Origin of the sequence: Terrihalobacillus insolitus (genome assembly GCF_028416575.1) — a bacterium.
In the GTDB taxonomy this organism is placed as follows: domain Bacteria; phylum Bacillota; class Bacilli; order Bacillales; family Amphibacillaceae; genus Terrihalobacillus; species Terrihalobacillus insolitus.
The window spans coordinates 58853-72149 of the sequence record NZ_JAMQKB010000006.1 but is presented as its reverse complement, the minus strand read 5'-3'; the positions used below and the strand labels follow the sequence as shown (position 1 = coordinate 72149).

The window sequence follows — 13297 nt, the reverse complement described above, 5'->3', positions numbered from 1 at the left end:
ATGATAGATGAAAGATAGTGTGGCAGCGGTCAACACGTTTAAGAATCAACATATAAATCGAGCTAGGCTTCTAATTAACTGTCCAGATCAGCCAGGCATTGTTGCGGCTGTATCTCAATTTTTGTTCGAGAATGGAGCAAATATTATTGAATCGAATCAGTACACAACCGATCCTGAAGGTGGGAATTTTTTTCTTAGAATCGAATTTGAGTGTACAGACTTGAAAGAAAAAACAACTGCACTACAACATGAATTTATCCCAATTGCAGAAAAGTTTTTAATGGATTACGCGTTTACGAATGTAGCGACAATTAAAAAAATGGCTATTTTTGTTTCTAAAGAGCCCCATTGTTTACAGGAATTGTTATGGGAATGGCAAAGTGGGGATCTGATGGCTGAGATATCCCTAGTGATTAGCAATCACGAGGATGCGCGGACTTTTGTTGAATCATTAGGCATTCCGTTTTACTATATCCCTGCAAACAGAGAGATACGTGAGCAAGCAGAAAAGCGGCAGTTACAGCTGTTAGCCGAATATGATGTTGATTTTATTGTATTGGCTCGCTACATGCAGATTCTGACGCCTCAATTTGTTACTGCACACCCGAAGCGGATTATCAATATACATCATTCGTTCCTCCCAGCCTTTGTTGGGGCTAATCCTTATGAGCGAGCCTATGAACGAGGGGTCAAGCTCATCGGAGCAACCTCGCACTATGTAACCAATGACTTAGATGAAGGACCAATTATTGAACAATCAACCAAGCGAGTCAATCACCGTGATCGGGTGGATGATTTAAAGAAAATTGGTCGTGCAATCGAGAGAAATGTTTTAGCGCGAGCGGTAAAATGGCACATAGAAGACAGGGTCATCGTCCATAGAAATAAAACAATCGTCTTTTAACCTAATGGGTTTACTTACAGGTGCCAACGCGTCGTCATCCGCGTTATGAGAGCCGAAACAAGGACGAAAACCGTTGGAACGCGTCTTCATCCGCGTTATGAGAACGCAAACGAAGTCGAAAACCGGTGCAACGCGTCGTCATCCGCGTTATGAGAACGCAAACGAGGTTGAAAAACAGTGCAATGCGTCCTCATTAGCGTTATGAGAACGCAAACAAGGACGAAAACCAGCGCAACGCGTCCTCATCAGCGTTATGAGAACGCAAACGAGATCGAAAACCGTTGGAATGCGTCTTCATTGGCGTTATGAGAGCCCAAACGAGGTTGAAAACCGTTGGAACGCGTCCTCATTAGCGTTATGAGAACCCAAACAAGAACGAAAACCAGCGCAACGCGTCCTCATCAACGTTATGAGAACGCAAACGAGGACGAAAACCAGTGCAACGCGTCTTCATACGAGTTATGAGAACGCAAAAACAAGGTCGAAAACCAGTGCAACGCGTCCTCATACGAGTTATGAGAACGCAAACGAGGACGAAAACCAGCGCAACGCGTCCTCATCAACGTTATGAGAACGCAAACGAGGACGAAAACCAGCGCAACGGGTCGTCATACGAGTTATGAGAACCCAAACAGGGTCGAAAACCAGCGCAACGTGTCCTCATCAGCGTTATGAGAACGCAAACGAGGTCGAAAACCAGCGCAACGCGTCTTCATACGAGTTATGAGAACCCAAACGAGGGCGAAAAACAGTGCAACGCGTCTTCATATGAGTTATGAGAACCCAAACGAGGTCGAAAAACAGCCCGACGCGTCCTCATCATCGTTATGAGAACCCAAACGAAATCAAAAAACAGCTCAATGCGCACTCATACGAGCTAGCTAGAAATAGTTGTTGACTTGTGCCTACCATGTCTTTATAATGAACCAAGTAAATTAGATAAATTCCAATTATATTTTTGGGAGAGGTTCTTAGCTGTAAACCCTCTATAAAAAACTAAGGACATATGATGCGCACAAGACCATGTCTCTTAGGATGTGGTCTTTTTTATATTTAACGGATCGCACTATAGCAAAAAACTTTGATGAGACGAATGTCGATTTTTTTAACTTTTTCTGGGAAGTATAACTGGTAAAATTGTTTGAAACGTTTTACATGGTTTAAAGAAAGGAGGAAAAATAGTGGCTGGAAGAAAAGATGAGGAATTAAAGGATCTGTCCTTGCTCGGAAATCAGGCAACAACGTATACGTTTGATTATTCGCCTGATGTTCTAGAAACCTTTGACAATCAGCATCCAAACCGAGATTACTTTGTAAAATTTAACTGTCCTGAGTTCACAACACTTTGTCCTAAGACAGGGCAGCCTGACTTTGGTGCCGTATATATTAGTTATATTCCTGACCAAAAAATGGTGGAAAGTAAATCACTAAAGCTATATTTGTTTAGTTTTCGGAACCATGGTGATTTTCATGAAGATAGTATGAATATTATTATGAATGATTTAATCAAATTAATGGAACCTCGCTATATAGAAGTATGGGGGAAATTCACACCGCGTGGAGGCATTTCGATTGATCCTTTTTGCAACTATGGCAAACCAAATACGAAATATGAAAAAATAGCAGACCACCGTTTGATCAATCATGACTTGTACCCAGAAAAAGTCGATAACCGTTAAAGAGGGGAAAGCACGAGATACCTCCCTATTTAAAAAGGAGAGGCAACCATGTTTGTTTATTTAAATGCATTATTTGTAGGATTGTTAATAGTATCTAATATTTTAGGAGTCAAATTATTTAGTATTGGTTCATACGTATTACCAGCTGCAGTAATTGTGTATGTGATTACGTACCTTATTACCGATGTGATCGGTGAAGTATACGGTAAGAAAGCAGCTCAACAGACGGTTCAAGCAGGATTTGTCACACAAATTGTCGTAATGGCATTTATTGTAATTGCTATTAATTTACCAGCAGCACCATTCTTTGCATCACAAGAGGCTTTTAAAACGATTCTAGGTGGGAGCTTTCGTGTCATGCTAGCTAGCTTAATATCCTATTTCGTTAGTCAAAATCTTGATGTTTTTCTTTTTCATCGTTTAAAACAAATGCATGGGGAAAAGAAGCTATGGGTTCGAAATAATCTATCAACTATGTCTAGTCAGCTGATCGATACGACTATCTTTATTTCAATTGCTTTTTATGGAACCCTTCCTACAACAGCGCTTTTAGGGATGATTGTCACACAGTATGCCTTCAAATTTATAGTGGCTGTGGTGGATACACCTATTGTTTATCTACTAGTGAACCTCTCTAAACGTCAAAGCAAACACTCTGATTTAGTATCTGTTGAAAAATAAGCTTGAAAAAGGTGCTCGTTTGCATAGTGGGTTCAATTATCCTTGGGAGTACTTTCTTTGTGATGGAAAAAAGGTGCGGGGTGTAGTCCTGTGAGCGCTAAACCATGGAAACCAGTCTTTTTTCAGAAAATAAGGGCCTCTGAGTCCGCATCGAAATTTTAGCGGACTGAGAAGCCGCTATTTGGCAAAAAAACGTAGAATTGGCGGGTTTAGCGGACTGAGAGGCCGTTAATTGCCGAAAAGCCGGCCATAACAAGCCAGTTTAGAGCAAATAGCGTCCTGTGAGTCCGCTTAACCAATGAAAACATGCCTTTTACTGAGAATAAGGGCCTCTGAGTCCGCATCGAATTTTTAGCGGACAGAGAGGTCCTTATTTAGCTTTAAATAAAGATTGATCAAAAAGGATTCATTATTTGTGAGTAGTTTACAATTTTTATAAAATAGTTTGATCATTTCTCCCTTTCAGTAACTCATGGGTATTCGAAAACATTGAACTTTTCATCTTTTATAAGGACAAACAATCATTTTCACGGTGCAACCATATTGTTATATTGTTAATTAGGAATGGCTTTTAATTAAATAAAAGTAGAACAGGACGCCAGTTTGAGTGTTTTGAACGCCGTATTTAGCTTGATGTAATTCTAGAATATTTTTGGAGATTGCCAACCCTAAGCCTGTTCCACTTTGCTTACGCTTTCGCGACGGGTCATGGCTATAAAAACGTCCCCATACTTTATCCAAATCTTCTGTCGGGATTGAGACTCCCGTATTCTCTATCGCTATTCTTACTCTTTCTTTTTCCTCTGTCACCGAAATAATAATTTCTCCCTCTTCCGGAGTATGACTAATCGCATTCGTAATGAAATTGGTCAGAACTTGTTCAATCTTTAATTCATTAGCCACAACCTTTAACGGCAACAGCTTCAAACTGAGCTTCAAATGTCTTTTTTCCATTTCAACAGACTGGGTATTACATAAATACGCAATCATCTCATTAATGTAAAATGATTCCATTTTCATTTTGTATGTTCCTGATTCCAGCTTTGCCAGTTCTAACATATCAACGATTAATCGGTTCATTTTTTTCACTTCTTTTTCCATGGAGACAAAATAATAATCTCTTTTATGTCTCGCCACCCCATCTCTTAAAATAGAAATGCAGCTTTGCATCACACTTAACGGTGTTTTTAATTCATGAGAAACACCAGAGATAAATTGTTTTCTAGTACTTTCTAACTGTCGCTCTTTTTCAATATCATGCATTAATTTGGCTATATATGATTGTAACGTATCTGAAAGGGCATTAATATTCTCTGAAATTTCTCCGATTTCATCCTTGGAAGTAATCGGTAGCTTTTCGGTAAAATCTAAATTGGTGATTTTTTTAGTAGTCTTGTTTATTTGTAACAATGGCTTTGCAATCTTTCTTGAATAATAGAATGAAGCCAATAAAATAAGGATGAATACAAATATGACAATGTATACATAATAGTCCTTCATCATGTTAATCGCTTCACTAAGCGGCTGCAAGGAAGTCATTGAGATTATATAATCAGTTGATCCATTCGCAGTTTTAAAAGGTTGAATAAGTAATGTGTATTCGATCTCGTTATTTTCAAAATTCCTCACCATTAAGCCAGAGTCTTCACTTGAGCTAGCAGACGGTAGTTGATTTGTTAACAATTCAGATTGAAACTCTCTTATTTTATTTAAAAATAAATCGTTAGTCGTAAGAGACTTGGAAACAGTGCCGAAATTGGGAATAGTTACATTAGTAATATCTCCTATAAATGAATAAAGATCACTGTTGAGCGATTTTTGAAGTTCGTCATTCTGGATGGGTTCAGGGAAAGATGAGCTAATTTCAACTGGAATTATTTTTTGACCTCGTTTTAATCCGACTATTTTAACAGACATGTCTTCTTTCAACAAAGAGGTGTTGTTCCAAATCGTGTTAATGTTCATTAAATTAAACAGTGGAACAACCACGACATTTTTAGGAGTGGATTCATTTTTCGAATTGGGTACTTTTGAATTATTTATATTCACTTCGATATTAAAATCATTTTCACCCTTAATATTTCCATTAGCATCCACGACGGTGATCCATGAATTATAATCATTATAAAACTTATCCTTCAATTTTATTCTTTCTTTTACATCACTGCTATTTTTGAGGTAATCTTTTTGAAATGTTTCCATACTAATCTTTATATCATTTGTTTTTCTTTCTACATAAAACCCATTAAAAAAGAGCATTTGTCCGATAAAAATGGTAGCAAGAATAAAGGTACATAATGCTGTGGTAAGTAAAAATAATTTTAAAGATAGCCCAATTCTCATATTGTTTCCTCAAATTTGTATCCTGTTCGTACAATTGTTTTAATCATATACGATTTTGAACCCAGCTTGATTCGCAGGTTCCGAATATGTGTGTTAATAGTCCTGTCATCTCCAGCAAAATCATATCCCCAAATCGAGGTGATTAACTGTTCGCGTGTAATTACCCTACCTTTATTCTTTATCAAGAAAACCAAGATTTCAAATTCTGTGTGAGTTAAGTGAATCATTTCTTCATTTATTTTAACCAAGCGTGAAGGGATATGAATGGTAATTCCATTAATTGAAAAGGAGTTCTCATTTAACTGTGGCGTTGATTGTCGGTTGCTATCTAGTAATCGCTTCGCTCTTGCTAATAGGATTGGCGGACTGTAGGGCTTTGTCACATAATCATCCGCACCCAGTTCAAATCCTAACAATGTATCGTCCTCATCCGTTCGGGCTGTCAGAATAATGATCGGACAATTTGATTTTTTTCTAATCCTTCGGCACACAGACCACCCGTCAACACCGGGAATCATAATATCTAAAATGATTAAATTAACGTTATTTTCATCAAATAATGCTAATGCTTCTTCGCCATCCTGGGCTTCCAACACATTAAATCTTTCTGATAAAAAATAATCCTTTTCTATTTCTCTTAAAATATCTTCATCTTCTACGATCATTACCGTTTCCGCCATGTTATTTCACCACCTTATCTTTAAATCATAAAATCTTTATTTTATCTTTATACTATTTTTATTTTATCTTTTGAACTCTTTTTTATAATAATATCATACCAAATGTTAATGAAAACATTTTGAAAAGTAATGCTAGTTAACCATTCCATTTATAGAATTCTAAACGATGGAACTAAAAAAAGATAGTAATCTATCATGCAGGTCACTGACAGATTCTATATAAATTCTATTTAACAAGGAGAGAGGTACAAGGAAAAAGAAATTAATCTCTAGCTTATTAATTGGAGCCTTTGTTTTTTCAATATTAACTCCTTCTGCATTTGCAGCCAATAAAGGCTTTTCATTTAGTGTAAGTCCTGATGAAAACAGTGGAGTAGCATATTCCGCACCTAATCCAAAAGACGATAATGAACAGGCCACATATATTTATACGACAAATCACAACATTATAGATAGTGATCTATTTTTCTATAATGTAAGGGGTTATGCGAGCACTAGTGCAACTTCTTATACTGGGTACATTAGAGTAACTCCGGATAATGCATCAAGAATAGTAGAGAGTTACTCTACGTATGCTCCTGCTGAAAAGAATTTATACCTAGAATCTGACACTGATAGATACAGTGTATATGCTGAAGGATATTGGTATTCATAATACCTAGTTTCCTTTCTCTACTTTAAAAGGAATAGGCCGATTACCTGCATCGGCCTATTCTTTCTATCTATATTTTTTAAAATTTAGGAGGTTTACAGATGCGTAAAATACTGGCTTTATTGTTGGGCGTTTATTTTCTATTTGTACTTAGTGCTTGCAGTTTCCCAAATGGTGGTGAACAAATAGATTCTTCATCGGAAAAAGTGAATAAAGATAAATCTGATGTCTCTACACCTGACTCTATTAATCAAGAATTAGATGAAAACTTAACAATTAAAGCCGATATTACCGCGGTTGACACTAATAATTTAAAAACGAACTCTATTTCTTTAAAAAAATTTAACGAAGACAAAATTATTAACACTTTTTTAAAAGACAGGACAATAGTTAGAAAAGATGAAATTAAAAATGTACTATTTCCTGAATATAAAGATAAGTACCTTGAATTCTCTGATGGATCATATTTAACTATTCAATTAGGTTCGCTGAGATTCAGAACTCCTTATTTTAAAGACCGTGAATATGACAATGTCATAAGCGGGTCTACTTACTTTATTCGACCCGATTTAAAGGATGTTTTCACAGAAACAAACTTAGGAACTATTGATAAAAATTTTGCAGTTGATCAAGTAAAGGCCGTTTTAAACGAAATCAAAATCCAACAGTTAGGAACTCCTGAAGTGATTGCACTAGATTACAAAACACTAGAAAGTCAATGGGAAGACTATGAAACAAAGGACGGTAGCCAACCGTTAAAATTTGAAAAAGAGGATGAAGCGTATGTCGTGATTTTTCCTGTTGTTCTTGACAAAACAAATATTACAAACAAAGGGTATTATAATGCTGGAAATCAAATGAATGCAGTTGGGAGTCGTATAATGGGGGTTGTTAATAAGGATGGATTAATTTCTCTAACAGTACAGGGTATTTATGAAATAGAGGGAACACTCAAAGAAAATATTACCCCTATTCCCTTAGAAACCGCTCTTGAAAAAGTTAAAAACAAATATAAAAACACATTAATAACAGATCCAATCGTAATAAACAAAATAGCATTAGAATACGTTCCCACAGTATCTAATGATCAGTCTATAGAGTTCAAGCTGATACCAGCTTGGGTCTTTTCAGCCAAGCAAGATATTACCGTTAATGATAAGAAGGGCGGAACGTTCCAGTCTTCTCAAAACTTTACTATATTGATCAATGCGTTAACTGGTAATGAGTTACGTAACGGAGGTGAACGTTAAATGAAAAGACGAGCTTTTACAATGTCTTCTTTGCAAGTGTTTTCCTCACCAGCTTTTTACCTCTCAATCATTGGGGTCACTGGATTGAGTTTTATAAGTATTTGGGAGAGAATTTCTGCATCTGAGGTGGGCTTAACGGTTTCCTATAGTTTAGATATTTTTGTTGGTTTAACTATGTTAAAAAAGCTTGTTGTCTTATTTGCTGCCCTTCCCTATGCAGCGAGCTTTTGTAGTGACTGGAAATTTCAATACATCAAACCAGTAGTGATAAGAACCGGGCTAAATAAGTACGTTTGGTCAAAGGTTTTCACTTGTTTTTTGAGTGGATTTTTAACTGTGTTCATCGGATTAATCATTTTCATTACCATTTTAGCGTTTAAAATGCCTTTGATCTCATATGAAAACTTGGATACGTCAATCTTTCCGCCTTTTGGACCACTAGCCTTAGATCTCCCAATTCTTTATTTATTAGCTAAAATTTTTGTATTTAGTTTGGCAGCTGCTTTATGGACAGTGGTAGGTCTGACTATCTCCGCATTCATTCCAATTCACTTCGTTGCAGTAGCTGCACCAGTGATTGCGAGTTACATCCTGGAAGAACTTACAATGTCTCTACCAAAATGGTTAAACCTTTATTTACTAACCAGAAGTGCAAATGTTATTCAACAGGGCGCGCTTGTTAGTTTCACTTACTTTATTTTTATATTTATATTATTTTCAGTTTTAGCAGGTATGCTCTTTAGTTATCAGGTGAGGAGGCGGATTCGTAATGAAGTTGTTTAATACAGCGAGATATGTTTGTTATCAGAATTTACGTAAATGGACATCAAATTATCGAGTCTGGATTGTAGCCATCCTGCTTATTATTTTGACCCAAAATTTCACAAAGGAAATCATTGATTTTGCAAATGATATTAATATCAATGTTTCTCCATGGCTGTTTCCTTTTCTTTTTACCCAGAAATTCATTAAGTTACTTTTCTTTTTTCCATTGATATTACTATTTAGTGATGCGCCATTTATTGACGATAATCAGCCTTATGTTATTGCAAGAAGCGGTCGAATTCCTTGGAGTGTTGGCCAAATAGGCTATATTTTTGTCTCTACCGCTATTTATTTTATCTTTTTGATATTCCTGACGATCGTTATAAACTTTTCTAGTATTCAGTTTACATCAGAATGGGGGAAGGTACTTGGAACACTTGCAAATACAAATGCTTCCGTTGTTGTAGGGTTAAAAACGATCATCCCATCCAATACTCTATATTACTTTACTCCTCTTCAAGCCATGTGGTTTTCTTTAATGCTTTCATGGCTAGCTGGTGTTTTTTTGGGGCTTATCATCTATGTGATGAACTCACTTACTAATACGAGGATTTTCGGCATATTAACGGCATCGTTTTTTCTAGTTTTAGAAGCAGCAGTTAATAATAGACCTGAATTATACCGTTATTCTCCGATTTCTTGGAGTAACCTTAATCGTATTGATATAGACGGTACCACCCAAATGCCTTCTATAACCTATATATATTTTGGTTTTGCACTACTTATTGTGATCTTGATCATATTAGCTATCAGTTCAAATCGTAAACAATCTATCAATGTTTTACCACCAATTTAAGGAAGAGAGGATTAATAAAGATGCAGAATGCTATTGAGATCCAAAACTTATCCAAAAAATTTGGAGAAACAACAGTTTTAGATGGAATTTCCCTTACACTTGAGAAAGATAAAATACATGGCTTAATAGGCAGAAACGGATCAGGCAAGACGATGTTATTAAAGTGTATATGTGGTTTTGTCATTCCTTCAACAGGAATTATTAAGGTAAATGACAAACAAATGGGAAAAGATTGTGATGTCCCTAATAATGTAGGGATCATTATTGAAGCCCCAGGATTTCTTCCTAATTACAACGGTTATACTAATTTAAAATTTCTAGCTGCTATCAAAAATAAAATTTCAAAAGAACAGATAGTTGCCGTTATTGAAAAAGTAGGACTAGATCCCAAAAGTAAAAAGCATGTTGGGAAATATTCTTTAGGGATGAGGCAACGTCTCGGACTTGCCCAAGCTCTGATGGAAGAGCCGGATATCCTTATACTGGATGAACCTATGAATGGATTAGATAATCAGGGCGTTGAAGATATGCGAAAGCTGCTTCTGGGACTTAAAGATCAAGGAAAAACAATTATACTTGCAAGCCATGGGAAAGAGGATATTGCAATCCTATGTGACACAGTCCATGAGTTGGATCACGGACACATTATTAACTCCATACAAAAACAAAAGTAATGTTTCGTAACAGTTTAGAGTGGGAACAATCGATCAATACTAAAATATCATCAAACAATAGAGTGGTAGATTAGTAATTGATGCAATGGCCTTGAATTTTGGAGCAGGTTGGGAAGTCTGTCAATCTAAATTGGTTGGAGAAGACAAATATAGTTTGTTATTTATGCACAAGACGATTAAAGGAAGCTTGTTTCCATGGAGAATTATACGTGACGAGTCTCTGTGTCCAATCATCTGGTTGTCAAAAAAATTTGGATAATTAGAGGGGAGTAATTTCCTCTGTACACACAATAAGATGTAATTTTAAGATAAAGTGAGCAATTTAAAGTATGTGTCCGAATTAAGGGGTGCCTAGCCATATAAACAGCCCGTTTAGCGCAAATAGCGTCCTGTGAGTCCGCTTAACCAATGAAAACATGCCTTTTACTGAGAATAAGGGCCTCTGAGACCACATCGGAATTAGTTTATTTTGGAAATCCGATGACACGCTTTTTTTCTTAAAACTAGACATAATAATCACATGTGTCACGTCCATTGAATAGACTACATCGGGACGGTGATACATGTGAGAACATACTTTAAAGTGAAACAAGATGATTACTGGTTTCTCGTTGAAAAAGAAACAAATTATCCGTTTTATTGTTATGTCGACCAAAGGCTTGTTGCAACTATATTTATTGGGGATCAATATCGTCTAAACAAAGCTTGGTTCACACCTGGAAAGCACATGCTAACAGTTGTTACCCATTATCCAGAAAACGGGAAATGGAAAACATTAGCTGAACAATACGGTTTTATTAGTTATGATTATAGTAAGTGGAATAAACAGGGCAGTACTTCGCGCCAACGAACATTTCGAGCGGGAGATATTCTTGTGGCAAGTGATAACTTAAATGAAACAACAACAGGGTATATGGGTCATTCTGCAATTGTTGTGGATGAGCAAAATTTGATTGAATCTCCTGGTGGTCATCCAGCTATATTAATGGATTCTATCGAACAGTTCCTGGAGAAGCATCCAGCACATGCTCAGTTTAGACCGAGATCACCAGAATTAGGATTAAAAGCTGCGCAATACGGTAGAGAATACCTTGCCCAATATGAACAAAATTTACAACAAGGAATAAACAAGCCTGTGTTTTCTTTTTCATTAAATACCTCACTCGAAGATAGGTGGGAGCATATTTACTGTTCAAAATTAGTATGGATATGTTACTACTATGGAGCTAATTATAGGTTTGAAAATGATTATCTTTGGTTCGCCCCAGAGGATTTATATACGAATTTAAAAAAGAACAGTGACTTTGAGATACTCTATGAGCATCCTCAAGTTGGTTTCAAAATTAATCTTTAATGGTTTTAGGGTTTTAGACCCCCACCTCTAAGCGAAGCGTAGGTGGGAACTTCCAATCAGGTGGAGTCGAGACTCCATCTGATTCCCCGATGTTTCAGCTTGCTGAAACGAGTTCGCTCGGTAAGGAGCCTTAACTCTGGTCACGGCAGAGTGCAGGTTCCTTTTTTTATACTTGAAATAGAACTACGCCCCACTTGCAAAAGAAAGTTCACTGTTGTTGAAGCGGCAATCCTTTCACCCGCATAAAAATGATTTTTAGAAATTTGTTTTCCAATGTTAAAAATATGTATAGCCGCTATTAAAAAGCAAAAAATAGTAATAAATAAAGAAAGGGGTTTTACCAAGATGAAAAAAATAGTGACCATGCTACTAGCGGCTGCGTTTTTTATTACACCACTGTCAGGGTTAGGGCCAATGAATATCCAAGCAAAAGAAGATGTGCAAAAGCCGAAAGAAGTTAAATTGGACGATCAACAACAAAAGCAGCTAGCGATTTTGTATGAAGGATTGATTAATAAAAAGAAAGGGATTGTAAACCGCTATGTTGAATACGGCGTCTATAGTAAGGAAAAGGGTGAAATGATAAAAAAACACCTTGATAAATATTATCAAAAGCTCAAAGAAAATAATTTTCTTCCATTAAATAAACATAAGGAACATGGGAAACACGATAAAAAAATGCCAAAATAAAATGATGACTCCATTCTAGAAAGGATGGGGTCTTTTGTGTTTTATCATTTCTTCCCTTGTAAATAAAGGGAATTAAGAATAAATGGAGAAATGATAAGGTGAAAGTTAAATTTAGTTAGAAAGAAAGGTTGATACATTATGTCAAAAGCAATTGAAACAAACCAAGCACCAAAGGCAATTGGGCCGTATTCACAAGCGATAGAAGCTGGTGACTTATTATTTATCTCTGGTCAAATTGCGATAAATCCTGAAACGAATGAGATAGTAGAAGGAATTGAGAACCAGACGGATCAAGTGATGAAAAACCTAGAGGCAATACTTAAGGAAGCAAATCGATCCTTTGCCAATGTTGTGAAATTCACGATTTATTTAAAATCGATGGATAATTTTCCGGTTGTAAATGATTTATATAAACAATTTTTAACTACTCCGTATCCTGCAAGAGCTACTGTTGAGGTTAGTCGCCTCCCGAAAGATGTTGAAATTGAAATAGATGCGATTGCAACTAAATAACATAATTGCTTGAACAGCTTTCATTTCATCCATGAGATAATTGATTGGAATAAGTCCATACTGCCATTGTCTCATGGATGATAAGATAAAATACAGATTGTTATGACGAACTTTTTGACTTTCCCAAAAGGTTATCCAGTTGGTTTAAAGCGCGATCAAGGGATTGCGAAATGATTAGAACTTCTTTACTGTCGGGATCTTTTTGATATGCCTCGTAAAGTTTCAGTCTCAATGCCTCGATTTTATTTTCCATCTT

13 protein-coding genes and 1 riboswitch are annotated in these 13297 nt (G+C 36.3%); of the genes, 10 read left to right on the top strand and 3 right to left on the bottom strand.

All coding sequences use genetic code 11. The annotated features are described in order from the left end of the window. Positions 1–7: 7 nt before the first annotated feature. The 3 genes from purU (at position 8) to NC797_RS08025 (ending at position 3264) form a co-directional block, all read left to right on the top strand. The gene (gene purU / locus NC797_RS08035) at positions 8–904 is read left to right on the top strand and encodes a formyltetrahydrofolate deformylase (RefSeq protein ID WP_272436261.1); all 897 of its coding nucleotides are present in this window, start codon (positions 8–10) and stop codon (positions 902–904) included. Between the two features lie 958 nt (positions 905–1862). Continuing rightward, a riboswitch (PreQ1 riboswitch) is annotated at positions 1863–1910 on the top strand. 175 nt (positions 1911–2085) lie between these two features. Further along, positions 2086–2583: a preQ(1) synthase gene (gene queF, locus NC797_RS08030; RefSeq protein ID WP_272436260.1), complete on the top strand. Its 498-nt coding sequence runs from the start codon at positions 2086–2088 to the stop codon at positions 2581–2583. A 48-nt stretch (positions 2584–2631) separates the two neighbouring features. Next, positions 2632–3264 (top strand): queuosine precursor transporter, encoded by a 633-nt coding sequence (locus NC797_RS08025; RefSeq protein WP_272436259.1) that lies wholly within the window; start codon positions 2632–2634, stop codon positions 3262–3264. Between the two features lie 558 nt (positions 3265–3822). Here NC797_RS08025 and NC797_RS08020 read toward each other — a convergent pair. Together NC797_RS08020 and NC797_RS08015 are read right to left on the bottom strand one after the other, a co-directional pair. Beyond that, the gene (locus NC797_RS08020) at positions 3823–5607 is read right to left on the bottom strand and encodes a sensor histidine kinase (RefSeq protein WP_272436258.1); all 1785 of its coding nucleotides are present in this window, start codon (positions 5605–5607) and stop codon (positions 3823–3825) included. Next, complete coding sequence (locus NC797_RS08015; protein WP_272436257.1) at positions 5604–6287, bottom strand: response regulator transcription factor; 684 nt, start codon at positions 6285–6287, stop codon at positions 5604–5606. Before NC797_RS08015 ends, NC797_RS08020 begins: the two co-directional genes overlap by 4 nt. Before the next feature lie 753 nt (positions 6288–7040). Here NC797_RS08015 and NC797_RS08010 point away from each other — a divergent pair. From NC797_RS08010 to NC797_RS07980, 7 genes are all read left to right on the top strand, one after another. Then, on the top strand, positions 7041–8189 hold the full coding sequence (locus NC797_RS08010) for a hypothetical protein (RefSeq protein WP_272436256.1): 1149 nt from the start codon (positions 7041–7043) through the stop codon (positions 8187–8189). Further along, a complete protein-coding gene (locus NC797_RS08005) occupies positions 8190–8972 on the top strand; it encodes a hypothetical protein (RefSeq protein ID WP_272436255.1) in 783 nt (260 codons plus the stop codon). Then, entirely contained in the window at positions 8959–9810 is an 852-nt protein-coding gene (locus NC797_RS08000) for a hypothetical protein (protein ID WP_272436254.1), read from the top strand. Before NC797_RS08005 ends, NC797_RS08000 begins: the two co-directional genes overlap by 14 nt. Positions 9811–9830: 20 nt before the next feature. Then, positions 9831–10484 carry an ABC transporter ATP-binding protein gene (locus NC797_RS07995; RefSeq protein WP_272436253.1) on the top strand — a complete coding sequence of 218 codons (654 nt, stop codon included), beginning with the start codon at positions 9831–9833 and terminating at the stop codon, positions 10482–10484. A 565-nt stretch (positions 10485–11049) separates the two neighbouring features. Further along, positions 11050–11838: a C40 family peptidase gene (locus NC797_RS07990; protein WP_272436252.1), complete on the top strand. Its 789-nt coding sequence runs from the start codon at positions 11050–11052 to the stop codon at positions 11836–11838. A gap of 345 nt (positions 11839–12183) precedes the next feature. Then, entirely contained in the window at positions 12184–12528 is a 345-nt protein-coding gene (locus NC797_RS07985; protein ID WP_272436251.1) for a DUF2680 domain-containing protein, read from the top strand. Between the two features lie 138 nt (positions 12529–12666). After that, a complete protein-coding gene (locus tag NC797_RS07980; protein WP_272436250.1) occupies positions 12667–13041 on the top strand; it encodes a RidA family protein in 375 nt (124 codons plus the stop codon). Positions 13042–13141: 100 nt separating this feature from the next. On the opposite strand, the gene NC797_RS18450 is transcribed toward NC797_RS07980, so the two are convergent. Beyond that, positions 13142–13294 carry a Spo0E family sporulation regulatory protein-aspartic acid phosphatase gene (locus tag NC797_RS18450; protein WP_417168695.1) on the bottom strand — a complete coding sequence of 51 codons (153 nt, stop codon included), beginning with the start codon at positions 13292–13294 and terminating at the stop codon, positions 13142–13144. Positions 13295–13297: the final 3 nt, after the last annotated feature.